The organism is Methylobacter marinus A45, from assembly GCF_000383855.1.
Taxonomy (GTDB): domain Bacteria; phylum Pseudomonadota; class Gammaproteobacteria; order Methylococcales; family Methylomonadaceae; genus Methylobacter; species Methylobacter marinus.
On sequence record NZ_KB912877.1, the window covers coordinates 992,777 to 1,018,899 of the forward strand.

At 47.1% G+C, this 26,123-nt stretch carries 21 protein-coding genes and 2 pseudogenes; 10 read left to right on the forward strand and 13 right to left on the reverse strand.

The window, feature by feature from the left end:
• Nucleotides 1-3 precede the first annotated feature (3 nt).
• Both METMA_RS26250 and METMA_RS26255 read left to right on the forward strand, forming a co-directional pair.
• Nucleotides 4-687, forward strand: coding sequence for a glycosyltransferase family 4 protein (locus METMA_RS26250; RefSeq protein WP_198014461.1), 684 nt, complete (start codon nt 4-6; stop codon nt 685-687).
• Nucleotides 687-1,415, forward strand: a complete 729-nt coding sequence (locus METMA_RS26255; protein WP_040590978.1) for a class II glutamine amidotransferase domain-containing protein — start codon at nt 687-689, stop codon at nt 1,413-1,415. Before METMA_RS26250 ends, METMA_RS26255 begins: the two co-directional genes overlap by 1 nt.
• A gap of 171 nt (nt 1,416-1,586) precedes the next feature.
• On the opposite strand, the gene METMA_RS0104455 is transcribed toward METMA_RS26255, so the two are convergent.
• Nucleotides 1,587-3,082 (reverse strand): ISNCY family transposase gene (locus tag METMA_RS0104455; RefSeq protein ID WP_156830454.1). Its coding sequence is split into 2 segments (ribosomal slippage): nt 1,587-2,605 and nt 2,605-3,082, totalling 1,497 coding nucleotides; the frame shifts between segments, so codons are not numbered across the junction.
• Between the two features lie 168 nt (nt 3,083-3,250).
• Between METMA_RS0104455 and METMA_RS26260 the strand changes: the two genes are divergently transcribed.
• Genes METMA_RS26260 through METMA_RS0104470 form a run of 3 tightly spaced genes read left to right on the forward strand, consistent with a single transcriptional unit; the run spans nt 3,251 to nt 6,235 of the window.
• On the forward strand, nt 3,251-4,381 hold the full coding sequence (locus tag METMA_RS26260) for an asparagine synthetase B family protein (RefSeq protein WP_269634232.1): 1,131 nt from the start codon (nt 3,251-3,253) through the stop codon (nt 4,379-4,381).
• 2 nt (nt 4,382-4,383) lie between these two features.
• Nucleotides 4,384-5,139 carry a class I SAM-dependent methyltransferase gene (locus METMA_RS23925; protein WP_051114326.1) on the forward strand — a complete coding sequence of 252 codons (756 nt, stop codon included), beginning with the start codon at nt 4,384-4,386 and terminating at the stop codon, nt 5,137-5,139.
• 7 nt (nt 5,140-5,146) lie between these two features.
• On the forward strand, nt 5,147-6,235 hold the full coding sequence (locus METMA_RS0104470) for a radical SAM/SPASM domain-containing protein (protein WP_084254084.1): 1,089 nt from the start codon (nt 5,147-5,149) through the stop codon (nt 6,233-6,235).
• Nucleotides 6,236-6,244: 9 nt separating this feature from the next.
• On the opposite strand, the gene METMA_RS26265 is transcribed toward METMA_RS0104470, so the two are convergent.
• Both METMA_RS26265 and METMA_RS28180 read right to left on the reverse strand, forming a co-directional pair.
• Nucleotides 6,245-7,156 carry a lysylphosphatidylglycerol synthase transmembrane domain-containing protein gene (locus METMA_RS26265; RefSeq protein WP_084254085.1) on the reverse strand — a complete coding sequence of 304 codons (912 nt, stop codon included), beginning with the start codon at nt 7,154-7,156 and terminating at the stop codon, nt 6,245-6,247.
• A gap of 17 nt (nt 7,157-7,173) precedes the next feature.
• Nucleotides 7,174-7,320, reverse strand: a pseudogene (locus METMA_RS28180) (DapH/DapD/GlmU-related protein); the annotation flags it as partial.
• A gap of 888 nt (nt 7,321-8,208) precedes the next feature.
• Here METMA_RS28180 and METMA_RS28310 point away from each other — a divergent pair.
• A pseudogene (locus METMA_RS28310) lies at nt 8,209-8,973 on the forward strand (IS982 family transposase); the annotation flags it as partial.
• A 228-nt stretch (nt 8,974-9,201) separates the two neighbouring features.
• On the forward strand, nt 9,202-10,710 hold the full coding sequence (locus tag METMA_RS0104490) for a hypothetical protein (protein WP_198014462.1): 1,509 nt from the start codon (nt 9,202-9,204) through the stop codon (nt 10,708-10,710).
• Nucleotides 10,711-10,752: 42 nt separating this feature from the next.
• Here the strand turns inward: METMA_RS0104490 and METMA_RS0104495 are convergent, their stop codons facing one another.
• The gene (locus METMA_RS0104495; RefSeq protein ID WP_027147029.1) at nt 10,753-11,229 is read right to left on the reverse strand and encodes a CinA family protein; all 477 of its coding nucleotides are present in this window, start codon (nt 11,227-11,229) and stop codon (nt 10,753-10,755) included.
• Between the two features lie 36 nt (nt 11,230-11,265).
• Between METMA_RS0104495 and mutS the strand changes: the two genes are divergently transcribed.
• Nucleotides 11,266-13,833, forward strand: a complete 2,568-nt coding sequence (gene mutS / locus METMA_RS0104500) for a DNA mismatch repair protein MutS (protein ID WP_027147030.1) — start codon at nt 11,266-11,268, stop codon at nt 13,831-13,833.
• Nucleotides 13,834-14,207: 374 nt separating this feature from the next.
• Here mutS and METMA_RS0104505 read toward each other — a convergent pair whose 3' ends face one another.
• The 9 genes from METMA_RS0104505 to rpsB form a co-directional block, all read right to left on the reverse strand.
• On the reverse strand, nt 14,208-14,930 hold the full coding sequence (locus METMA_RS0104505) for a DsbC family protein (protein WP_027147031.1): 723 nt from the start codon (nt 14,928-14,930) through the stop codon (nt 14,208-14,210).
• Between the two features lie 170 nt (nt 14,931-15,100).
• Nucleotides 15,101-16,456 carry an RIP metalloprotease RseP gene (rseP, locus tag METMA_RS0104510; RefSeq protein ID WP_020157878.1) on the reverse strand — a complete coding sequence of 452 codons (1,356 nt, stop codon included), beginning with the start codon at nt 16,454-16,456 and terminating at the stop codon, nt 15,101-15,103.
• An 8-nt stretch (nt 16,457-16,464) separates the two neighbouring features.
• Nucleotides 16,465-17,652: a 1-deoxy-D-xylulose-5-phosphate reductoisomerase gene (gene ispC / locus METMA_RS0104515; RefSeq protein WP_020157879.1), complete on the reverse strand. Its 1,188-nt coding sequence runs from the start codon at nt 17,650-17,652 to the stop codon at nt 16,465-16,467.
• Nucleotides 17,649-18,521: a phosphatidate cytidylyltransferase gene (locus METMA_RS0104520; RefSeq protein ID WP_027147032.1), complete on the reverse strand. Its 873-nt coding sequence runs from the start codon at nt 18,519-18,521 to the stop codon at nt 17,649-17,651. The genes ispC and METMA_RS0104520 overlap by 4 nt, the downstream gene beginning before the upstream one ends.
• A 28-nt stretch (nt 18,522-18,549) precedes the next feature.
• Nucleotides 18,550-19,317: an isoprenyl transferase gene (locus tag METMA_RS0104525; RefSeq protein WP_020157881.1), complete on the reverse strand. Its 768-nt coding sequence runs from the start codon at nt 19,315-19,317 to the stop codon at nt 18,550-18,552.
• Nucleotides 19,318-19,330: 13 nt separating this feature from the next.
• Nucleotides 19,331-19,888, reverse strand: a complete 558-nt coding sequence (frr, locus tag METMA_RS0104530; protein ID WP_020157882.1) for a ribosome recycling factor — start codon at nt 19,886-19,888, stop codon at nt 19,331-19,333.
• Complete coding sequence (pyrH, locus tag METMA_RS0104535) at nt 19,881-20,612, reverse strand: UMP kinase (RefSeq protein ID WP_027147033.1); 732 nt, start codon at nt 20,610-20,612, stop codon at nt 19,881-19,883. Before pyrH ends, frr begins: the two co-directional genes overlap by 8 nt.
• Nucleotides 20,613-20,674: 62 nt before the next feature.
• A complete protein-coding gene (gene tsf, locus METMA_RS0104540) occupies nt 20,675-21,556 on the reverse strand; it encodes a translation elongation factor Ts (protein ID WP_027147034.1) in 882 nt (293 codons plus the stop codon).
• Nucleotides 21,557-21,669: 113 nt separating this feature from the next.
• Nucleotides 21,670-22,413, reverse strand: coding sequence for a 30S ribosomal protein S2 (gene rpsB, locus METMA_RS0104545; RefSeq protein ID WP_027147035.1), 744 nt, complete (start codon nt 22,411-22,413; stop codon nt 21,670-21,672).
• 293 nt (nt 22,414-22,706) lie between these two features.
• On the opposite strand from rpsB, the gene map reads away from it, so the two are divergent.
• Nucleotides 22,707-23,471: a type I methionyl aminopeptidase gene (map, locus tag METMA_RS0104550; RefSeq protein WP_020157886.1), complete on the forward strand. Its 765-nt coding sequence runs from the start codon at nt 22,707-22,709 to the stop codon at nt 23,469-23,471.
• On the forward strand, nt 23,468-26,113 hold the full coding sequence (glnD, locus tag METMA_RS0104555) for a [protein-PII] uridylyltransferase (RefSeq protein ID WP_020157887.1): 2,646 nt from the start codon (nt 23,468-23,470) through the stop codon (nt 26,111-26,113). Before map ends, glnD begins: the two co-directional genes overlap by 4 nt.
• Nucleotides 26,114-26,123 lie beyond the last annotated feature (10 nt).

Below are 26,123 nucleotides of genomic sequence, written 5' to 3' on the forward strand. Positions count from 1 at the left end.
GGCGTGAGCAATGCTATTGTTTCTGAACTTTGCAAGTCAAATCCAAATTATTTTCACAAAATAAGTCTTATTGAAAATGGTGTAGACGAGGTCTTTCTTAACATCACTCGAACTCCAAAACAATCTAAATCTGAAACTTTAAGATTTATCACTATTGGTAGTCTCATACCTCGAAAAGGGGTAGATACTATTCTGCATGCCCTGAAAAACTGTTCAGCTACAAAACAAGTTTACTTAACTATTGTTGGTGATGGACCTGAAAAGGACAATCTGTTGGTTCTATCTCGATCTTTTGAAAACATCAACCAAATCAGCTTTACGGGTGGAGTGAAGCCCAGTGAAATTCCACAACTCCTTGCTAATCATGATGTATTTTTACTTGCCAGTTACAGCGAAGGGCGTCCAAATGTCATTCTTGAAGCTATGGCCGCCAATATGCCTGTTATTGCTACAAATATTGAAGGCGTCAACGAACTCGTAATCCCTAACAAAACTGGACTTCTTTTTGAAGCCGGGAGCAGAAAACAGCTTTCTGAAAATATTGATTATTTAATTAATAATCCTTCCATGCAAAGAAAAATGGGCGAAGCAGCGCGCTCAGCAATTATAGAGCAAGGTCTGACATGGGAGAGAACAGCTATACATTACAAGCAAATTTATAATAACTTAATTTTTGAGAAGATTTAATGTGTGGAATAATTGGTCACATTGCACCACTCGGACTAATTCCCGATCAGGCAGCAGTTAGGCATGGCTGCAATCTATTACAACACAGAGGGCCCAATGGCTCAGGCATCATTAATTTACGACAAGCCTGCTTGAGCCATCGACGCCTAAGCATTATTGACCTTGAAGGTAGTTCACAACCATGGACATCCAACTGTGGACGTTATCATATTGTTTTTAATGGCGAAATATACAATTACCTGGAGCTACGGTCAGAACTTGGGCATAAAGGATATGAATTTCGTAGTCATGGAGATACCGAGGTTTTACTTAATCTATATATTGCATACGGCCCACATTGCTTAGATCAACTTAATGGAATGTTTGCTTTTGCAGTGTGGGATGAGAAAGATCAATCTTTATTTATCGCTCGCGATAGGATCGGAAAAAAACCCCTTTATTATTCGCAACAAAAAGAAGGCCTTGTTTTTGCTTCTGAGTTAAAAGCGCTTTCAGGATTTAAGTTCATATCAAATGGAATTGATATGCTCGCTGTTAACGATTTTTTCGCACATCAATTTATCGGCGAAGACCGCACTATTTATTCAGAAGTAAAAAAACTCCCTCCCGCCCATAGTTTATTTTTTCAAAATAATAAAATTTCCATTAGACGGTATTGGATACCTCCACTTCCCATAGCAACTAACTATGATGAAGAATATCTTTCAAAAGAATTATATAGTGCCTGAAAGAAAACTCACTTTTTTCATGATTCTGCCGACTCACTGGGCATAACTCCAGCCGTTTTTCGGCGCAGGCCAGCCAATTTCCTCTTTTGGAAGTGCTCAACCGCCATTCCGGGCGAATTTTGGCGGCACCTCTCCCGTGTTTCGTCCTTTTTTCCGTCATCAGTCGTGCCTTTAGGCCGCTTTTTTGTAAGGGCCTCGTCGTCGAGCGGCTTCTTGTTGTTCTTGCTCGCGGAGCATGGCGCCCAAACGCTGAATATTGCGTGCCACGATGGCGAGGGCCACGTAGCGCTTGAAACCATCCATGCCATGATCGGGGCATTTGTTCAACCCATGAACGCCCAGCGCATTGATCGCCGATTCAACCGCTGAATGTTGGCGGCGCAGGCGGACAAACTCCGGGGCGGATTCGCGGGCTTTGTCGGCTTCCGATAGCCGGCCTTTTTTCGGCAATATCACGTTATCCAGGCGTTGTTTGAGCTCTGCTTGATTCCTTGGGCTGTGAAAGCCCTTATCAAAGCTCATGGCTTTTGCCGCGGGAAAGCGGGTTTGGGTTTGTTCGACCAAGGTCACGGCGATTTGATCGTCCGTGGTTTTTGCCATGACCTGATGGTGCAGGATAAAACGGTGTTGATCTTCGACGATAGCCACCCTCAATCCCAACTCGACCGGTACGCCGGCCTTGCCTTTACTGATCCATTCGGTATGGGGTTGAAAAATGGAAAAGACTTTCTCGGCATGCGGAATGGTTTCACCTTGCAGGACCCGACGACGAATCTGGTCGATCTGCCGCTCGGCATGCGCCAGGTAGGCATCGAGATCTGCCAACATCGCTGCCGATATGCCATGCGCTTGGTTCAGGCGCTGCCGAGTGGCGTATGCCCGTTGCACATAGACTTGGGCTTGGTCGAGGTAGGTCTGATAAGCGGCTTCGATTTGCTCTTGCTTGGCCTGACGTTTGGCTTCATCTTGCGAGGTGGAATGCTTGAGCTTTTGAATCAGCCGGTAACTTTTCTTGAAACAACGCAAGTGATAGGCGCTTTGGCGCCATTCGGTCAAATTCAGGGCGTCGCAGAGTGCGGCGCAGGTGTGCACCGTTTTGCGGATGGCATCCCACAGCAAGTTGGTGTCGGTGGGAAAATGCACGTGGGTTTTGACCACAAAGGAATCAGCGCGGGTCTTCAGGCTTTCTTCGGCGTTTTTTTTAACGCCTGGTGTCCCGCATGCACCACTTCCTGGTTGATGCGATCCAGAATCTCGGGCGTGAACAAACTGACGTTGTCCCGGATGGTTGGCAATTCATAACGGTGTTCGTCCAGCCAGTCGCTATGCCCCAGCATCTGCCGGATCGTCTTGTGTTGGTTGGCCAACTCTTGAATCCGGTCGTAATCCACATCAAGCCCTAACCGCAGTACGCCCAACACCAGTATCTTCCACTGCTCCATACCGGGTCGCCCGGTTTTATTGCTGGCTTTGCCTTTTCCGCCTGCCCGTTCGGGCATGACCTCTTCCAGAATGGCAAATATCCGCTGACGCAAGCTGACCTCGGTATAAATGTATTGCAGTCCACGCAGTAGTTGGGGAATGTCATCACGTGATTTAGGATCAATGACAATGGCGGCAATATCGGTTTCACCGAATTTGAGTTGAGGCTGAATGACGGTGCGCATGCGAATTCGAGGGATGAAGATTTTGGCTTTTAGGCGGTTACGGGCCGATTTTCGCTGGAAATAAGACAAAACCGGGGTCAGGGCAACACATCTTCGTGTTGGAAAATCATTATAACCTATTGATGAATATGAGATTAATTAATTTTCATTCAAACACTATATAGTTTAATCCATGAAGCAATTCGCATTAGATTACGCAGTGATGTACCATTAGGCGCTTTTCTTAGTGGAGGGATTGATTCTTCAATAGTTGTGCATCATATAAAAGAACTCGGCTATCCCTTATCAACATATACTATTGGATTTAAGCAAAAAACTTTCGATGAAACTAAAAATGCTGCTTCTGTTGCCAAACATTTTAATACTTTGCATCATTCCAAATATATTGAAACATCAATATTAGATGAATTAGAATCTTGCCTAGACTCATTTGACGAACCTTTTGCCGATCCATCAGCTTTGCCCACCTGGCTATTATGCCAATATGCCACAAATAAAATTACGGTAGCGTTATCTGGCGATGGAGTAGATGAACTATTCGCTGGCTATAGTAGATACCGAGCTCGTAACCTTTCTGAATACTTATCTCCACTGCCAAAATGGTTAAAAATAAAACTACTTGGATACTTTATCAATAACCTTCCAGAATCAACATCTTATTATGGCAAGAGCACAATAAAAAAATTAAAATTATTACATGCTTTTATACGTAAAATTGAGGAATCGCCAGAGGATCCCCTAGCACAAACCTTTACATTAACGGAGAGACAGCGTTTATTTGATTATTCACTTGTAGAAACTTATAGATTTAACTATATTGAAAAATATAATCTGAACAAAGTTGATCCTATTACTGCGATGATGTCAACTGATCAACTTACCTATTTACCTGAGGATATCCTCACTAAAATTGACAGAATGAGCATGCGTCATGGACTTGAAGTACGCAGTCCTTTTCTTGACCACAGGGTTATAGATTTTATTTGTCGCTTACCGATAGAGTATAAACTGAGAGGAAATATACAGAAATTCCTTTTGAGAAAGTGCTATACAGATAAATTGCCTAGAAGAGTTCTCACTGGCCAAAAGCATGGCTTTTCTGTCCCGATAGGTGATTGGTTCAAAAGTATTTTAAAACATCCATTTCAAAGTACTGTTTTTGATCACTCTCATTTGATGCTAAACCGGAATGAGATTCTTCAACTATGGAAAGAACATCAGACCGGCCGTAAAGATCACAGTTTTAAATTGTGGACTATTTACACATTCTGTCGCTGGGAAATAAACCAACCGTTATAGTCATGAAAAAATCAGAATATCAGCACAATCTTTCCCTGCAATCTCCAATTCTGTTGGACTATGACTATAAACGTCCTAAAATCATGAAAATGCTGTCTATTTTAAATTTGGCCGGAGTAATTAATGGCTCTGTAAAATCCCTTGCACTTGATATCGGTTGTTCAGGAGGTTTTTTTACGACGGCAATTGCTCCTTATTTTGACAACGTTATTGGTTTGGATATAGATATGAATGCTTTAAAATTAGCTGAAAAAGCCAAAACCAAAAAAAATATAACTTATATAGCCGGAGACTCCTTAAATATACCTTTTCCAGATGACTCAGTAGATTTAGTGATTTGCAATCATGTGTACGAACATGTTCCTGACCCCGCAAAAATGTTCCGTGATATTCATCGTGTCCTAAAAAAAAATGGCGTCTGTTATCTGGGTGCAGCTTCCAGACTCACTATAATTGAACCACACTATCATTTACCTTTCTTATCTTGGCTTCCGAAAAAGATAGCTCATCTTTATATGCGCATATTCAATAAAGGCGACTATTATTACGAAAATCTTCGAACTCTTAACGGTATTAAAAAACTAATATCTGGATTTTCTATAGATGACTTTACTTTAAAAATAATAGCTGATCCCGATTCATTTCATGCAAGAGATTTGCTTCCCAAAAATGGGATATTAAGTATCATCCCTATGTTTATCTGGAAAACATTATATAAAATATTGCCGACATACATATTTATACTCAGAAAGCACTAAATATATTATGAATATAATTATTCGCAGACAAATTTTCAGAATTTTAAACTGGGTTTCTAGACATTTTTTTGCCAGCCGCCTCAGTTTTTCCCATATCCAAGCTTTTTTATTTAACAACTCATTCAAAAAGTTTTTTAATTTTCTCCATGTGCACTGGAGTATGCATCAAGGACATTCTATTGTCACATGCCACCCTTATCTTTTCGTTCTAGAAGTGACAAATGTATGCAATCTTAAATGTCCTTTTTGTCTAACAGGAAAAGGAATATCTGGCAACCGTGAAGTTCGCCATATGAAATTTGAAGAAGCAAAAAAAATTCTTGATGAAGTTGGACCTTATCTTTATTTTCTACAAGTATATACATGGGGCGAACCCCTTCTTAACAAAGATTTAATTAAAATCATCAAATATGCAAAACAAAAAAATATTTATGTCATGCTTTCCACAAATGCTACAGCAATGACCCATGAATATAATAAAAGTTTATTAGAAGCAGGAATTGATTACATTATGTTAGCAATCGATGGAGGAAGTGAAAATACTTACAAGCAGTATCGCCGTGGTGGCGATTTCAATAAAGTATTAGCAAATGTAAATGACCTTCTCAGTCAATGTAAACACCAAGCAACTAACACCCCTTTTATTGAATGGCAATATATTGTTTTTCGTCATAATGAACACGAAATAAAAACAACTGAAAAAATGGCATATGAAATAGGAATCAACAAATTTACACCTTTGCCTGCTTATGTAGAAAATAAAGATTGGTTGCCTGAAAACCCTGAATATCGGACAGATTTAGGCAATCCTGAACGTTTATTTAATTGTGACAGACCATGGTCACACTTAAATGTTAGAGCAGACGGAGGCGTAGCGTCCTGTTGTTACACTTTTTTTAAAAAAGATGATTTTAGTAGCTTCGTTGATCATAGTTTCCACCAAATATGGAATAATGAAAAATTTCAACAATCACGCCGTATAATATGGCAATCCCGAAAGAAAACACCGCTTGAACAGTCTGAAATTGCATGTTACAACTGCATGAAAACAGGTGTCCGTCCTTCATTTATCGAAATATCTAATGAAAATGCTTAGCATATCAAACTATTTTCTACTCCAAGTTAATTTTAATTTCCTTGATAATCGATAAGTAAATTCTATAAGACAAACTGCTCCAAATTCACCTGTCATTATCCAAATGCGACTACTAATAGCAATTAACAAAGCAGATATTTCTTGAATATATGGAACCAATATAAAATATAAAACAGACTCTCTAATTCCTACCCCACCTGGAATAAAAATAATAACAAAACCGACAAAAAAGCTAAGTGATATACTGGAAGCAATAGGGAGCCATAAATCTTTTGAGACAGGGCAAAGTAACGATACAAAAAAAACAAAACAAATTCCAAATAAACACCAAAAAACAATATAAAATAAAAATATACTAAAAATGTACCATATAGAAGGAAGTTCAACTTTGGAAAAAGCTATGCCAATTTTTCCAGGAAGATAGCGCAGTAACTTGAGGACATTAGGGTGCATTCCTAACCCTAGTAAAAGACAAAACAATGCAATATGCCAAAGTTGTATATTTTGATCATCAATAAATATCCAGGAAGGTATACCTATTACTAATGATGACATTGCAAGCATAAGAGTTTCCAAATATAAACTAACTCCTGATACAGCAAAACCAATATCAATTCGACGTGCCATTTCAGCACGAGAAGCATAAGACCAAACTCCTCCTGGAACATATCTCGCAAGCGATGATAACATCCAGATTCGAATACTATCCAAAGTAAGAGGCTTATGATTTAGTGATCTTAGTATTAGATGCCAGCCTAGCGCATCTATAATAAAAAGCAGTGTTAGAGAAATATGAGATAAGAGCATCATCCATGGGGAAAAACTAAAATCAATTTCTTCGATCTGTGTCCATTGATAATATAACAACCGCCCCATATAACATAAAATAGCTACTATAACCACCCGTTGTAATATCTTCACTATTTCGCTTCTCTTCTGATTATACGTGCCGGAACACCCGCAACTGTTGTATATGGCGCTACAGACTTATTGACCACACTGTTGGCGCCTATAATCGCACCATCGCCGATCCTAACACCATCAAGTATTTTTACACCGGCTCCAATCCACACGTTATTGCCAATTTCAATCCCTTTTGCTGAATACCCTTGTTCATTAACGGGTTTATCTTTTGCCGAATAAACATGAGATGAAGCTACAATAAAACATTGTCCAGCAATTAATACATCATGGCCAATTACAACACCTCCATTGCCATAAATAATAGTGGCTTGTCCAATACTACTGTTCTTACCAATATTAATATATCCATCAGGAGATCCTGCATTTAACATGACATGACTTCTTAGAAAACTACCTTCGCCAATTTTAATTGCAAAACGTACTCTTGAGCTTGCTATTAACTGAACATCATCATCGATAATTACTTTAGGTTCAAGTTGAATCTGTCTAGGACATCGTAAAACCACCTGCCTTCCTATATAAGCCTTTCGACTGAAATAGGGAAAACAAAGTGAGTAAAAAAAATTACGAATTGCTAACCCAGCCAAACCGGGTATATAAAAACAAAAGCTTAAAAGTAATTCATGCCACAACAAACTAAAAAAACCAGCCCCTTCCCCTACTGTTAGGCGAATATATCTTTGTAGCATAGTCTCATCAGCATAAATTTGTTTTAAATTATAGATCCTTTCTTTTTTTTGCATCGAACTGCATAAGTGAATTTATGAAAAGCGTTTTAAATATAGTACACAGCAATTAGACATACAATAAATCTGGATTCCTTATATAAAAGACGTCAATGAGTAGACTACAAAACTACTGTTTAATTGTGCTAATACTATACTTTATAATTTATATCAGGCCTTATGCCTAGAGCAGTTATCATTTAGATAAAAACATACTACAAACTAACTTCTTATGCGAATTAAGTGCTGAATAGAGCCAGTTCAGCGATAACGTTAAACTATTGAGGAAAACACCACTCACCCTCAATCCATCTAAAGTAACGCATGAACTGGCAAGACCGATTAATAACGATTTATCTCTATGTTTGCAAGCATTATCAGGACAAGCTGTGGATTTACAGCCAAAGAATGAGCCATTACGCGGATTTAAGCTTTAGCGATGAAAAAGTCATCACTCTTTACCTGTTCGGCGTGCTGGACAAGCATAGAGCGAACAAGAATATTTATGGCTCTGCGGATCGGCATTTGCCCCCTTAATTTCCGCGACTTCCGAGTTATGTGGCCTATGTTCAGCGCTTGAATCGGGTAGCCGAGGTGTTTACGCCTTTGCTGGAAAACCATTCAATAAGAACTCGTGCCTGCAAGCCGTCACCAAGCCCGGCTGATCGATTCCTTTCCCGTGACCTTGGCCAAGCAGGGGCATCGTTTTAAAGCCTGTGTTGCGAAAGAGCTAGCGGACTCAGGCTATTGTGCCACCAAGAAGCTGTACTATTATAGCGTGCGTATGCATGTGATCGGCAGCCGTCAACCGGGTAGCTTGCCCGCACCTGAATATATTGGGTGACAGGCGCCAGCGTTCATGATGGCAAGGTGCTGGATCAGATTCGTCCGTACTTGCATGACCAAGAACTGTACGGCGATAAAGCTTATCAGCGGCCCGATGCCGAAGCCGTCAGGCAAGCCCAGAATCTGACTGACCTGACACCGGTTAAAAAACAAAAAGGCCAACGCTATCTGGAGCCCCAGGATCAACGGCTGTACACAGCGGTTTCTCGTGCCCGACAACCGATTGAAGCATTATTTGACTATGATGGGAGCGATGCCTACAGCGCGATTTAAAGTCGTCCGGCCAGTCGCGATGAGGCTTCGCTCCCACGGGGACGGCCTTAACCTGAAGGGATTTGGAGAGGTTATTTTTAGCCGAATTTTTAGGTGCCTGAGTCAATTGTCTGCGAAATATCAGTTTATAAATACAATTTTCTTCGGATGGGTATAAAATTATAACCTCAAACCCAACAATAATCTCTGTGTACACTTATGGCTGATTCCTACGCTTTTCCCTTTAAGCCGGATTCCGAATCCGTAAAAGACTGGCTCGTCTCATTGGAGAATTTATCGGTTAACGATAGAATCAATCAGCTATATTCAGTTATTAAACACCTCAGCACCACAGCTATTGAAGCGCCTGCACTCTGCTCTGTTTTAGATCAATTGGCGCCAGCTATTTTGATGACGTCCAGCAGTCTTGAACAGATGGCGACCAATAACCAACCTCGCCCCTATTCTGCCGATAAAACAAAGAAGTTAATTAGCTTCGCCATCCAACTTACCAGAACTCTTTTCTTCGCTTATTGCACTATCAGCAATGACAAGGCGCTGACTAAATCACAGCAAGCCTCGATCGTTTATAAAGCGATGCAATTGGCCAGTTTATTGACAAGGCGCGGCGCTGTTTTTTATCAGGCCCCTGACTCTACGCTCTGGGCAAGAATCAGCGAGCTTTATTTGCATGCCCAGTCGCTTGATGTTCTAAACCACGCTATCCAAGACGTTGTTCCCGGTCTGGCTCGGCACCCTACTATTGAAGCGGTTCTGAAGCAAACGCTGTTGTTTTCCATTTGTAACGCCTATCGATATTCCGCATTGGAAATCGATGATATTTTTTCCGCGACGGGCAGGCTCTGCCATTTGCTGGAACTGGACCCGAGCCCGTCGGAATCATCATTTTTCTGCTGGCATCCTGAGTCGCTGACAGCTCCGAGGTATGCCGATCCTGATAGAGCGGAAGAAGGAACGCTGTATATCAATACCTCGAAACTGACGGTTTACTTTCAGGCAAATACCGCGCCTCGGCAGCATTACAGAACCTTCCTGTCGACATTGAACCGGCTGAACGCTTTTGAAACAATCAGGGAATCGACCGATCCATTGAATCCTGTCGAATGCAACATAGCGATAGGAACCGCTAAGACGACTCAATTCCTGACAATGCTGATCAACAAATATCGCATCCTTGAGCTGAGCGGGGTCATGGAAGAGCAAGCACAGCCTGCAAAACTGGAACTAGAGCCCATGGAACATGAAAAAAACACCTTCAGTTTGCTTACAGCCAAGCTTTTGAAGGATGAAAAACCGGCATTTATCATCAATACCCGAGCCTTTAAAACCCATAGCCCTTATTTTTACATGGCAAAAATCAGCCAGGATTGCGCCATCGGGGAACCGCTGGTTTTCATACGCGAGAATAAAAGGCCGTTACTGGCCATTATCCGGCATCTGCGTATCGAGCCCGTGGTCAACATGAAAAACATACTGCTGGAGATTCTGGACGGCGATGTTTATCCGATAGAGCGCAATGAAAAAGAAGGATTCATCATTAAGTATCCGGCCGGAACAACCGAAGTGATTCTGACCCCGGATAACCATGCGACTGGAACCGAGTTTTTTATCGATAAAGGTTTGATAAGCGGAACTTTTCGTCTGGATAAATTCATTGAATCGACCGCGCACTTTATGCGCTATCAGGTGAGCCGCGTTATCGACTGATTGTCGGATTAGCCGCGCCCCCCCAACCTGCAAACCCGGCCGCTATAATACAACCCCTTCCAGGGCCGTTTTTACGGTTTGTTTCCTGATTTGCCGCCGGTTTCCGGCAAATTGTTTTCTTATGACTTCGGAGCCGCCGTTTTTGCATTGCCAGGCGATAAAAACCGTACCGACCGGCTTTTCCGGCGTACCGCCATCGGGCCCGGCTATGCCGGTAACGGCGCAGGCGCAATCCGCATCGCTGTTTTCCAGGGCTCCAGCCGCCATTTCCATTGCCGTCTCGGCGCTGACGGCGCCGTATTGTTCCAGCGTGTCTTGCTTGACGCCCAACATTTGTACTTTGGCGGCATTGCTGTAAGTCACAAAGCCCCGATCAAACCATGCCGAGCTGCCCGGAACTTCGGTAATCGCTTGCGCGATCCAGCCGCCGGTACACGATTCAGCTGTAGCTATTTTCTTGCCTCTGGCTTTTAGCAAGCCTCCCAACTGCTCGGCTCGTTCAAATATTTCATTATCCATGATGGTGACTCCCGCGACTTCGGATAAAATAGGCGTATGAGTATAAAACAAAATTCCACTACCCCACACACACCGATGATGCGGCAATATTTGCGCATCAAGTCCAACCACCCCGATACACTGGTCTTTTACCGCATGGGGGATTTTTACGAACTGTTCTTTGACGATGCCAAGAAAGCGGCGCAACTGCTGGATATTACCTTGACCAGCCGCGGCCACTCGGCCGGCATGCCGATTGCCATGGCCGGCATTCCTTATCATGCGGCCGAAGGTTATATTGCCAGACTGTTAAGACAGGGCGAGTCCGTCGCGATTTGCGAGCAAATCGGCGATCCGGCGACTTCAAAAGGCCCTGTCGAACGCAAGGTGGTGCGCATCGTAACACCTGGCACGGTCACGGACGAGGCCCTGCTTGAAGACCGGAAGGATAATCTGCTGATCGCTGTCTGCGTCCTGAACCAGCAGCACGGCATCGCAACCTTAGACTTGACCAGCGGCCGTTTTATCCTGCAACAGGTCGAATCCGAAGACCAGTTGCTCAGCGAAATCGGCCGCCTCAACCCCGCCGAACTGCTGTTCAGCGAAGACTGGGCGATGCCGGCCGCCATCAAGCAACGCAGCGGCCTGTGCCGCCGTCCGCCCTGGCATTTCGAGACCGAAAGCGCCAGGCAACTGGTGTTAAAGCAATTCAATACGCATGACCTGAAGGGCTTCGGCTGCGAGCACATGCCGGCCGCCGTCGCCGCCGCCGGCGCCCTGCTGCAATACGTGAAAGATACGCAGCAAAGCGCACTGCCGCACATTCAGGGCATACGCATTGAAAACAGCGACGACAGCATCGTGCTCGATGCGGCCAGCCGCCGTAATCTTGAGCTGGACACGCATCCGTCCGGGCAACTGCAATACACCTTGTTCGGCGTGCTGGACAAAACCGCCACGGCCATGGGCAGCCGCTGCCTGCGGCGCTGGATCAACCGGCCGTTGCGGGATCGTGCCGTGCTGAACGATCGCTATGCCTGTGTCGATACCTTACTGAACGGCCATCTGTACCGCGAGGTGCAGACCCAACTGCGGCAGGTCGGCGATATTGAACGGATCAGCTCGCGTATTGCGTTAAAATCGGCGCGGCCTCGGGACTTGCTGGTGCTGCGCAATACGCTGGCGGTTCTGCCGGCCTTGCAGCAGGTGCTCGGAGCCAGTGAAAATGCGCAGCTGGCGCAGTTAAGCACCAGAATCGGCGAGCAGCCGGTGATGCTGGCATTGCTTGAGAAAGCCATCATCGATAATCCGCCCGTGCTGATCCGCGACGGCGGTGTCATTGCGCCGGGCTACAGTCAGACGCTCGATGAGTTGCGCAACCTGAGCCAGAATGCCGACCAGTTTCTGATCGACATGGAAAACCGGGAAAAAGCCGTGACCGGCATTACTAATCTCAAGGTCAATTACAACCGTGTGCAGGGCTACTATATCGAGATATCGCGCCTGCAAGCGGAGAAAGTGCCCGGCCATTACATCCGCAAACAGACCCTGAAAGGCGTCGAGCGTTATATTACCGAAGAGCTGAAATCGTTTGAGGATAAAGTCCTCAGCGCGCGCGAGAAATCGCTGGCGTTCGAAAAATCCCTGTATGAGGAACTGCTGACGATCATCGCCGCGTCCCTGATCCCGCTGCAGGAATGCGCCGCCGCGCTGGCTGAGCTCGATGTCCTGGTCAATTTCGCCGAACGCGCCGATACGCTGAATCTGTCGGCTCCGACGCTGGTTGACGAGCCCGGCATCGAGATCGAGGCGGGCCGGCATCTGGTGGTTGAGCAGGTGTCCGATATTCCGTTCGTGCCCAATGACCTGTCCTTTTCCAGCCAGCGCCGCATGCTGATCATCACCGGCCCGAATATGGGCGGCAAATCCACGTACATGCGCCAGGCGGCGTTGATTGTGCTGATCGCGCATATCGGCTGTTATGTGCCGGCCAAAGCGCTGACCTGCGGCCCCGTGGACAAGATTTTCACGCGCATAGGCGCATCCGACGACCTGGCCAGCGGACGGTCGACGTTTATGGTGGAAATGTCCGAAACCGCTAATATTTTGCACAACGCGACTTCGCAAAGCCTGATTTTAATGGATGAGATCGGCCGGGGCACGAGCACCTTCGACGGCCTGTCGCTGGCCTGGGCCTGCGCCGATTATCTGGCCAAGGAGACCCAGGCGTTTACCTTGTTCGCCACGCATTATTTCGAGCTAACGACCCTGGCCGATGAGCAGGCCTCCATTCATAACGTGCATCTGGATGCCATGGAGCATGGAGACCGGATTATTTTCCTGCACGCCGTCAAGGAAGGGCCGGCCAATCAGAGTTACGGACTGCAAGTGGCCTCGCTGGCCGGCGTACCGCGCTCCGTGATCGACAAGGCCAAAGCCAAATTAGAGCATCTGGAAAACAATGCTTATATCGAGCAGCAGGCGGAAGCCGGGACTAATCAACTGGATTTATTCTTAGCCAAGGAATGTCATCCTGCCGTGTGTTTATTGGAGGAAATGAATCCGGATGAGGTCAGCCCCCGTGAGGCTTTAGATTTGCTCTACCGGCTTAAGGGGATGGTTTAGAAGAGTAAGCTAGCAATCAGCCGTTACTTGAAGGCAACGGCTGTTGTGAAAATTGAGTATTGTTATTGACAGGCCTGCCTGAAAAAGACAGTAGGATTTATGAAAACCTCTGGCGCCTTGCCAGCCAGTGAATATGGATTGTTTTCATGGCGATGGAGCCTGTAGGCAATGTTTCCGGCCGACAAGCAAACGCTCCAGACTTAGTCAGTCTTGCTCTGACGAGTAAATTTTGCAGAGTATTCATAGTGCGAATGAATTCGCACCTACAATTTACCCGCCATAATTAAATTGACCGAGCACCAGGACGATAAACCCGGCATTTATAAGTTCAGCATTTTTCAAGAAGGGCGACCAACCGGTCGCCCTCACAGGGTTTATTTCGCGGCTTTTTCGTTTTCCAGAACTTCAACCAACTGTTTGGCCGGCAGATAGCCCGGATAAATCGCGCCGTTTTCAGTCACGATCATCGGTGTGCCTCTTGCTTCAAATTCCGCGCCGAGTTGCATGTGCTCGTCAACCGGATTGTCACAGGTTTTGGCTTTCGGGCTTTCGCCTTTTTTAGCCGCTGTTAAGGCCGCATTGCGGTCGTCGGCGCACCAGACGGAAACCGCCTTGTTGTAGGAATCGGAACCTTTTCCGGCTCTCGGGAAGAACAAATACTGGATGGTAATGCCTTCGGCCATGTATTGATCGAGTTCCGAATGCAGTTTGCGGCAATAGCCGCAATCGATATCGGTAAACACGGAAACCTTATATTTGCTTACCTTCGGCTTAAACACGATCATTTTATCCTGGCCGACTTTTTCGAGAGCCAGTTTGCGTGTGCCGTTTAATTTTTCCTCCGTTAAATCGGTACGCGCCGCCACATCGATTAAATGGCCCTGCAGCAAATATTTACCGTCATCGGATACATAATAGATATTCGCGCCGATGGCGACCTCATAAAGCCCGTTGATTTCGGAAGGTTTGATGGAGTCGATTTTTACTTCCGGCATGGATTTGGAGAACGCCTGCCGGATAGCGTCTTCATCCGCATGAGCGGCGGACAAGGCCAGGCCGAACAGGGATAGCGCGGCAATTCTAATAACTTTTTTCATGGTTTTCTCGTTTTTCCTTTGCATTGTAGGGTACGCATTGCGTACCTTTATTGTGACTCACCCGGAACTCATCCGAAACATTTATATTAAGGAGGTACACGATGCGTGCCCTACGTGACTTGGCCGGACAGGTAAACTGAATGCATAACATCAGTGATTAAACAGCAGACCTAACCCTGAAATAATCGCTCAATATCCAGCACCATGGCCAATGCCATCAAAAACACCAGCAAGGCGATACCGATCTGCTGGAAGAAAAGTTGCATTTTTTCTGAAACGGGACTGCCCTTAACCGCTTCAATGGCGAAAAACACCAAATGCCCGCCATCCAGCACTGGTATAGGCAATAAATTGAGCACGCCCAGACTGACGCTGACCAGGGCAAGAAATTTCAGGAAATGGGTCAAGCCCATTGTGGCTGACTGCCCTGCAAACTGGGCGATGCTGATTGGACCGCTTAAATTTTCCACGGAAGCTTGGCCGATCAGCATTTTGCCCATCATTTTCAGGGTTGATACGGAATAACCATAAGTCTTTTCCAGAGCGGCGGGCACCGCCTCCAGCGGCCCTAAGGCATACTCGACACGCATGGATTCCATCAAATCTTCCGGCACATGAACGGATGCCCCGATTTTTCCCTCGGGCTTTTGTTCGGATATGACGCGCTTAGGCGTCAGCGCAATCGGCAAACGTCTGTCATCTCGTTCGATAATCAGCTTGATCTCGATGCCGGGATGCTCTTTCACATAGTCCACCCACTGTACCCAGTTATTGATTTCATTACCGTCGGCGCTGATGATCAGATCCCCCGACTGCAAACCGGCTTCCGCGGCCGCGCCGTCGGTAAGCACTTGCCCTATGACCGGCTTCAGGTCCGGTGTCCAGGGTTTAAAACCCAACCGTTTATACAAAACCTCGGGGTCATGGCTGTCCGGTTCGGAAATGTGCAGGACTTTGGTACTTTGCTGATCCGCAAAATTTCTGACTTTGACTTTTATTTGCTGCTCGCTATCGAGCGCGGAAGCGATTAAGACACCCATAGCTTCAGCCCAGGTTGGCGTCGATTTATCATTGACGGCGATGATCTCATCACCTTCGGCAAAACCGGCCTCCGCCGCTAAAGTGCCCTGCTCGACCGGACCGAGTATCGGCTTGATGCCCATCTCGCCTATGACCAGCACGCTCCAGAACAGGGCAATGGCAAGCACCAGGTTGAATATAGGACCTGCCGCCACGATCGCCGATTTTGCCAGCAAGGATTGCCGATTAAAAGCATAAGGCAGATCCTCTTTTTTGACCTCGCCTTCGCGCTCATCGACCATTTTGACATAGCCGCCCAGCGGGATAGCCGATATGACATACTCTGTTGAGTCAGGATTTTTCTGATAGGACCACAACACTTTGCCGAAGCCCACGGAAAACCTGAGCACTTTGACCCCGGCTCTACGGGCTACCCAAAAGTGCCCGAATTCATGAAATGAAACCAGGATACCGATAGCAATGATGAAATAAAACAGAGTATGCATGAAAATTGTCAACCAGTAAGCTCGTCAATAATTTGGTTAGACAACTTTCTGGCTTGTTTATCCACGTCTAGAATAATTTCCAGGCTATCGGCCGGTTTGGCATCGAATTCCTTCATGCAACGCTCAATAATGACCGGGATATCGGTAAAGCGCACGCGCTCATTCAAAAAGGCGTCCACCGCTATTTCATTGGCGGCATTCAAGACGGTCGGCATGATGCCGCCGGCATTGATGGCTTCATAAGCCAGACGAAGGCAGGGGAAGCGCTCAAGATTCGGCTCTTGAAAATCCATGCGCCCGACGTCGAAAATATTCAGCGGTTCGACGCCGGAATCGAACCGTTCCGGCCAAGCCATGGAATGAGCGATGGGAATGCGCATATCCGGGTTGCCCATCTGCGCCAGCACGGTCCCGTCCACGTAATCGACCATCGAATGGATGACGCTTTGCGGATGGATGACGACCTGTATCTGGTCCGGCGTCATATTGAACAAAAGACAGGCTTCGATCATTTCCAGGCCCTTGTTCATCATCGTGGCGGAATCGACCGAAATTTTCCGGCCCATATCCCAGTTAGGATGGGCGACCGCCTGAGCCGGGGTCACATGCGGCATTTGCTCTAATGGCATCTCGCGGAACGGTCCGCCCGAAGCGGTCAGCAGAATGCGTCTGGCCTGTGTTGCCCGTACGCCGGTTTTATAGCCGGCCGGCATGCATTGAAATATGGCGTTATGCTCGCTGTCGATCGGCAGCAACTGCGCTCCTGAATCGGCTACCGTCCGCATGAAAATATCGCCGGACATGACCAGCGCTTCTTTATTCGCCAGCAATACGGTTTTTCCGGCTTTTGCCGCGGCCAGACTGGGCAGCAGGCCTGCCGCGCCGACGATAGCCGCCATGACTGAATCGACGTTATCGAGTGTGGCGACATGCTCCAACGCATGGACGCCGGACAGGATCTTGATATCCGCCACCGGTGAATTTTTCAGCTTGTCCTTGAATGCGTGAACCTTGCTTTCATCGACAACAACGGCGTATTCAGGATGATGCGCCAGACATTGTTCGTATAACGCATCGATGTTGGTATTGGCCGTTAACGCGACAACCTCGTAAAGATGGGCATGTCTGGCCGCCACATCCAACGTACTGACGCCAATCGAGCCGGTCGCTCCGAGTATGCAAATGCCCTTCTTCATGACACTAGCCTGTAAATCAGGAATATACCGGCATAGAAAAACGGTGCCGCGGCAATCAGGCTGTCGATGCGATCCAGAATGCCACCGTGTCCGGGCAGAATGGATCCACTGTCTTTTACGCCGCGCTGGCGCTTAACCAGACTGAAAAACAGGTCGCCATAAATAGAAAGCAGTACGGTCAAGACCGACAGCAGGACAAAGTCCGATGCGATCATCAAGTCAAAACCATAGATCAGGCTCAAAGCAACAGCGCAAACCAAGCCGGCTATTAATGCACCATACATGCCGGCCAATGTTTTGCCGGGGCTGATTTCAGGCGCCAGTTGGGTTTGTCCGTATTTTTTGCCGACAAAATAGGCGACAATATCGGCCGCCCAGATCAGGATCAGGAAATAAAAAGCCATTTCCACATCGTAAAAAGCTCTCAGCCGGCTAAAGAACATCCAGGCCGACAATAACACAAACCAGCCGATCAACGCTTTATAACGCGTTTTCAACTCCAGTTTCAGCAATCCGGATGGCGTGTTTCTGATCAATATCATGACCAGTATCCAGAATAACACCGGGATGATCACCAGCCAGTCCAATGCGCCTGAATAATCCCTGACATCGGGCCAATCGAAGGCCTGCGCCACAATCTCCAGCAGTTGGGTCCAGAAATGCACGCCCAGCATCGGCAGAACCAATGCCAGCAATAACAGGCTCCGCTTTACCGGCGAACTGATGCCTGCCAGATTGCCCCATTCCCATGCCGCAACTAGAATGATCAACCCAAAAACTAATGAAAAATATGTCGAGGACAACTGGAACACAGCCAGTATGACCAAAGGAGCCAATATTGAGGCCGTTATAATTCGCTGAAGTAACATTATATTAATTATTGTGATTATTAAGGTTTTAGAGGGTGACAGCTTTATTAAGCACCTGCTCTCCGGTATGGCCAAAGCGCCGCTGCCGGCTTTTAAAGCTCTTAATAGCGTCTTCAATTGAATTCTGGTCGAAATCCGGCCAGAGCGTTGATGTAAAGTACAGCTCTGTATAGGCTAATTGCCAGAGCAGAAAATTACTCACGCGTTGCTCGCCGCCTGTTCTGATGAACAGGTCCGGCTCGGGCAGGTCAGCGGTGGATAAATACCGTTCGATCAACTTTTCACTGATTTCCTGGTTTTCCAACTCTCCGGCCGCCATTTTTTCAGCGATTTTCCGGAAAGCCTGACACATATCCCAGCGACCTCCATAATTTGCCGCCACAACAAGGGTTAAGCCCTTGTTATCCTTTGTCCTCGCCTCTCCTTCGGCAATCTTAGCCTGTAATTTATCTGGAAACGCCGTCCTGTCGCCGATAAATCGCAAGCGGATATCGTTACGGTGCAGTTTGTCGATTTCTCGTTGCAAGGTTGTGATAAACAAGCTCATCAACATGGAGACCTCTTCCTGCGGACGTCGCCAGTTCTCACTGCTAAAAGCGAACAATGACAAGACCTCGATCTCCTGCTTTGCGCAGTATTCGACAACCTTTCTGACAGCTTTGACCCCGGCCTGATGCCCCATCGGGCGCGGCATAAAACGTTTTTGCGCCCAGCGGCCATTGCCATCCATGATAATGGCAATATGGCGCGGCTTGTTATTATCTGATTCTAAACTGATGGAATCATCATCTGACATTGTTAAATCTCAGTTAAATTGACAGCAGATCCGCCTCTTTGGCTTCCAATAATTTCTCCACTTCCTTGACATATTGATCGGTCAATTTCTGGATTTTTTCCTCGGCAGCACGTGCTTCGTCCTCGGAAATCATTTTTTCCTTCAACGCCTCCTTTATTTCCGAGTTGGCATCGCGGCGAATATTTCTGATCGCCACACGGCCATTCTCTGCCTCATGCCTGACCACCTTCACCAGATCGCGGCGACGCTCTTCAGTCAGCGGCGGCAATGGAATGCGGATAGTCATGCCGTTGGTAGCCGGATTCAATCCCAGATCCGACTTCATAATCGCTTTTTCGATCGCCTGTACCATGCCCTTCTCCCACGGAGTGATGGTCAAAGTACGCGCATCTTCAACAGCCACATTGGCCACCTGCGACAGCGACGATTCAGTACCGTAGTAGGAAACAGTTATTTGATCCAATAAGCTCGGATGCGCCCTGCCCGTTCTTATTTTTGAAAATTCATGTTTTAACGCTTCTATGCTTTTGCCCATGCGGGTGGCAGCACTTTGGTGGATATCACTAATCATTATGTGTTCCTCGTTGAATAAGGGAGCCGATCTCTTCGCCCATCATCAGTTTCATTACCGCGCCTTTCTCAAAAATATTCATGACCCGCATGGGTAAATTATTGTCCCTGCATAATACCAGTGCGGTTGCATCCATGACATTCAAACGTTGATCCAGCGCCTCATCATAAGTCAATCGTGAATAAAATACTGCATCCTTTACTTTTTCGGGGTCCGCCGAATAGACACCCTTGACCTTCGTCGCCTTAATCATCAACTCTGCATTGATTTCAATCGCTCTAAGACTGGCTGCCGAATCGGTTGTAAAAAAAGGATTGCCCGTTCCGGCCGCGAAAATGACTACGCGACCTTTTTCCAGATGCCTGACGGCACGGCGCCGTATGTAATCTTCGCACACCTGATTGATTTTCAGGGCGGACATCACCCTGACCTGCAGGCCTAAATGTTCCAGCGCGTCCTGCATGGCCAAGGCATTGATGACCGTGGCCAGCATGCCCATCTGGTCACTGGTTACGCGATCCAGACCTTCCGAGGCTTTTTCCGCGCCACGCAGGATATTACCGCCACCGATAACCAGTCCGATCTGGATACCCACATCACATAAATCTTTAATTTCCATGGCGAGACGTTTAACAATATCGGAATCGATACTGCCGCCTGCCTCACTCATTAGAGCCTCACCGCTTAACTTAAGTAAAATTCTCTGGCAAATCAGCTTAGTCATATTCAATCGGGGACCGGTATTCATTAGCACAAGGTTCCCCGGCCGGCGGCCGGGGAGTTTTCTTAACTGCCTCTAACTTGAGCCATAACCTCTTCGGCAAAGTTTTCTTCTTTCTTTTCAATGCCCTCGCCCACTTCATAGCGTGTGAAACGAACAACACTGTTACCTTTTGAAGCCACCAGTTTGCCGACGCTGATTTTGTCGTCTTTAACAAAAGGTTGACCCAGCAAGGTAATTTCGGCCAGGAACTTGCTGATCCGGCCGGCAATCATTTTCTCGATAATTTCCGCAGGCTTTCCGCTTTCCGCCGCTTGCGCCGAGAAGATTTCCTTCTCTTTCTCAATCAGTTCCGCGGGAACTTGATCTTCGGAAACACATTCAGGCTTGCTCGCGGCAATGTGCATCGCGATATCCTTGCCCAGTTCGCTGTCCGCTTTGGCCAATTCGACGATAACGCCGATTTTGCTGCCATGCAGATAGCAGGCGGTGCCGCCTTCCGCGGTATGGTACTTTGCAAAACGTCTAATAGTAATATTCTCGCCCAGTTTTGCAATCAGACCACGACGGACATCATCAACGGTATTGCCGTCGGCCAATTTCATAGCCAGTAATTGCTCTTCTGTGTCAATATCTGAAACCAGCAAAGCAGCCGTTACATTATTAACGAAAGCAACGAAATCATCACCCTTGGCAACAAAATCAGTTTCACAGTTAATATCGACGATCACTGCTGTTTTCGCATCATCGCTGATTTTAGCGCCGATAACGCCTTCGGCGGCAGTACGGCCTGATTTTTTATCGGCTTTGGCCAGGCCGGATTTACGCATGTTTTCAATAGCCAGTTCCAGGTCGCCATTGGTCTCAACCAGCGCTTTTTTGCATTCCATCATGCCGGAACCGGTTCTTTCACGCAGTTCCTTAACCATTGCTGCAGTAATACTCATTCTTTTTTCCTCACTGTTCGTACTATAAAAACGCCCCCGTGAGGAGGCGTTTTTTCTTGATCTAAACCCTAACTCCTCACAGGACCCTGCCTGCTAAAAATCAAGGGCGCAAATTATTCTGTTGCCGCGGATTCTTCAACGAAGTCATCGGTTTTTGCCGACAGTTCCAGACTTGCCGATTTAGCTTCCATTACAGCCGCGGAAACACTTTGACAATATAATGAAACCGCTCGAATTGAGTCGTCATTACCCGGAATAACGTAATCGATTCTTTCCGGAGAGTTGTTGGAGTCAACAACGCCGACTACCGGAATGCCTAATTTCTTCGCTTCGCTGATCGCATTTTTCTCATACCCGACATCCAGTACGAAAATCACATCAGGAATGCCTTTCATATCTTTAATGCCGCCCAGGCTGCGCTCGAGTTTTTCGAGTTCGCGCTCCATGCCCAGCGCTTCTTTCTTGCTGAATCGTTGATAAAGCGTGCCGTCAGCTTTCATGGCTTCCAGTTCTTTAAGACGATTGATTGATTTCTTGATGGTTTTGAAGTTGGTCAGCATGCCGCCTAACCAGCGATGATTGACATAAGGCATGCCACAACGTTTCGCTTCTTCCGCAACCACTTTGCGTGCTGCTTTTTTAGTACCGACAAACAGGATGGTACCTTTGTTTGCCGACATTTGACCCAGATAATTCATTGCATCATTAAACAACGGAAGCGTTTTTTCCAAATCGATGATATGGATTTTGTTACGCGCGCCGAACAGGTAGTTAGCCATTTTCGGGTTCCAGTAACGGGTTTGGTGTCCAAAATGAACACCCGCCTCAAGCATTTGACGCATGGATACTGCTGCCATTAATTTCTCCTAAGATTAAAAATCGGACGCTTGTCCGAGCTGGGTTACGCCTCCACCTATCCCGCCTGGAAACCAGTCCGATAAATCAGGCCAGCACCCTGCCAGACGTGACGATAAGCGTGAGTATTAATACAAAAATGAACTTAGCTTTATACCATAATTAGTTTTTTACAACAAGATAATCTCTGTTAAACTCTGTCCCATGTCATATACTGACCAACTTTCAAAACCAGACAGTTATCTTGTCGCGCCTGTCATCCGTCACAAATAACCCTAAACAAGTAAGAATCTCCATGAGCATAATCATCAAAACCGAAAATGAAATCGAAAAAATGCGTATCGCCGGAAGACTGGCCGCCGAAGTTTTGGAAATGATTGCGCCCCATGTGGTTCCGGGAGTTACCACTGATCAACTCGATAAAATCTGCCATGATTATATTGTCAACGTGCAGAAGGCCATACCGGCGCCGCTTAATTATCACGGTTTTCCCAAATCCATATGCACCTCCATCAATCATCAGGTCTGCCATGGCATCCCCAGTGAAAAGAAACTTAAATCGGGCGACATCGTCAATATCGATATTACGGTTATTAAAGATGAGTACCATGGGGATACCAGCAAAATGTTCTGCGTAGGAGAAGTCAGCCCGCACGCCAAGAGACTGGTCAACGTCACCCGCGAAGCCATGTTCCTCGGCATCGAACAAGTCAAACCCGGAGCCACCCTGGGCGATATCGGCCACGCCATACAGAAGCATGCCGAGGCCAACCGATACTCCGTGGTCAGGGAATTTTGCGGCCATGGCATCGGCAAGAAATTCCATGAAGAACCCCAGGTTCTGCACTATGGCAAAGCCGGCACCGGTGAAGTGTTGAAAGCCGGCATGATTTTAACCATCGAACCCATGCTTAACCTCGGCAAGCGCCATGTCAAAGTATTGGCCGACGGCTGGACCGCGGTCACCAAGGACCGGACCCTGTCCGCTCAGTGGGAACATACTATTCTTGTCACGGCCGACGGTTATGAAATCCTAACCCTGCGCCAGGAAGAAATGTGATCGACTTGAGTTCCCCCAAGCCTGCGACCCTCGCCGGAAAAGACAGCTTGCTGCAATACAAACAACTACTGAAGCAGAAAGACGACGACCTGCGGCAAAAATTCGATCCGCACAGCTCGGTTTCCGGACTACTTGAGGAAAAGTCCGATTTCATCGATGAAATCCTGAGCCGCTGCTGGCAACACTATCTCGGTGATCACGCCCAATCGCTGAGCCTGATTGCCGTGGGGGGCTATGGCCGCAGGGAATTGTTTCCCTATTCCGATATCGATATCGTTATCTTGCTTGATTCCAACGACACCACCCCTTACCAGGAATCATTGACGAATTTTTCCATATTCCTATGGGATATCGGACTAAAGCCCGGGCAAAGCGTGCGCACTATCGAGGAATGCATCAAAGCCGCGCAAGACGATCAGACAATTATGACCAGCCTGATGGAAATGCGCCTGATCACCGGCAACACCGCGCTTTATGAAACACTTAAACAGGCTACCACGCCAGATAAAATCTGGCCTTCCGATCAGTTTTTTATTGCCAAAATGGAAGAACAGCGGCAGCGATACGCCAAATTCCACTGCACGGCCTACAATCTGGAACCCAATATCAAGGAAGGCCCGGGCGGACTGCGCGACATGCAGATTATCGCTTGGGTATTCAAACGCCATTACAATTCCTCCACGCTCAAGGAACTGATCAAATACGGCTTTCTGCCGGAATCGGAATATTTGCAACTGGTTTCAGCCCTGGACGTGCTCTGGCGCATTCGCTATGCGCTGCACCTGCTGACCAATCGAGCCGAGGACCGGCTGATTTTTGATTACCAGCGCGATCTTGCCGAGCAATTCGGTTTCAGCACGGAGGACCAGGCTTACAATCAGGACGTCGAGCAGTTTATGCAGTTTTATTTTAAAACGGTACTCGGACTCGAGCGCCTTAATGAAATGCTGCTGCAACTATTCAACGAACGCTTCGTCTGCGGCGAAGGCGTCTACAGACCATTGCCTTTTAACGCTAAATTTTCCGTTATCAATGGCTATCTTGAAGCAACCGAGGACAGCATTTTCGAGCAGGAACCGACCGCTTTACTGGAAATCTTTTTAATCCTGCAACAAAACTCCTCGCTCAAAGGAATCAGAGCCACGACCATTCGCCTGATCCGCAAGAACCTGTACCTGATCGACGACGGGTTCCGCCAGAATAAAACGGCCAACCGCCTGTTCATGGAAATATTTCGTCAACCGCGAGGCATTACCCACCAACTAAGGCGCATGAACCGTTACGGCGTGCTGGCCGCCTATATACCCGGCTTCGCCAATATCGTCGCGCGCATGCAATATGATTTATTCCATATCTATACCGTGGATGAACATACGATTTTCGTAATCGGCAACCTGCGCCGGTTTGCACTGGAAAAACATATTAATGAACTGCCTTTTTGCAATGATATTTTTCTCCTGATCGCCAAACCGGAGATTCTATATATTGCCGCCCTGTTTCACGACATTGCCAAAGGCCGAAACGGCGACCATTCCACGATAGGCGAGGAAATCGCCAAACGCTTCTGCGTTCAGCACGACCTGTCGCCGCACGACACCAAGCTAATCACCTGGCTGGTCCGCAACCACCTGATCATGTCGATGACCGCCCAACGCAAAGACATCGGCGACCCCGATGTCATCCATGAATTCGCCCAGCAAGTAGGCAGCATCGAATACCTGAATTATCTGTATTTACTGACCGTGGCCGATATTCGCGCCACCAATCCGGAACTGTGGAATTCCTGGAAAGACGCCTTACTGCAAGAGCTTTACTCGGTCACGCACAGCGCCCTGCACAGAGGCCTGGAGAATCCGGTAGCGCTGGAGGACCGGATACTCGAAAACAAAAAAGAAGCGGAAGACGAACTACTCAAGCTTGGCATATCAGAACCGGCGATTCACAAGTCCTGGCAACATGCCAGCGATGATTACTTCCTCAGATATTCGGCCGATGAAATAGCCTGGCACACGATCGCCATCGCCTCTTCCAGCGAGGACGACCTGCCCCTGGTTCTGCTGCGCCCTCAAACCCAGCGGGGCAGCGCCGAAGTGTTTATTTATACCCAAAATGAAGAGGCTGTTTTTTCCATCAGCACGGCCACCCTGGACCAGCTAGGGCTTACGATTCTGGACGCCAGAATCATGACTACGCTGGATAATTATGTGCTCAATAGTTTCCAGGTACTGGAACAGTCAGGTGAACCCATCAATGAACTGTTCAGGGAAGTCCATATCTGCACGACCCTGCGCCACAACCTGCTGCACCGGGAAGTAAAAGCCCATAAAAATATTCATCGCCAATCAAGACAGGCCAAGCATTTCCCCATCCCGACCAGCATTCAATTTCATACCGACCCTTTAAACAGGCACACCATCATAGAACTGATCACGACCGACCATGCCGGCCTTCTATCCAAAATCGGCCAAGCCTTCATGCAGCAGAACATCCATCTGCACAGCGCGAAAATCACCACGATCGGCAGTCGCGCCGAAGACATGTTTTATATTACCGACTCGCGGTTGCAGCCCATCCACGACACGGCCAAGCAAGAACGGATACGCGATGAAATCCTTAAAATGCTGGAAGTCGGCGGTAACTGAAATAGCCGCC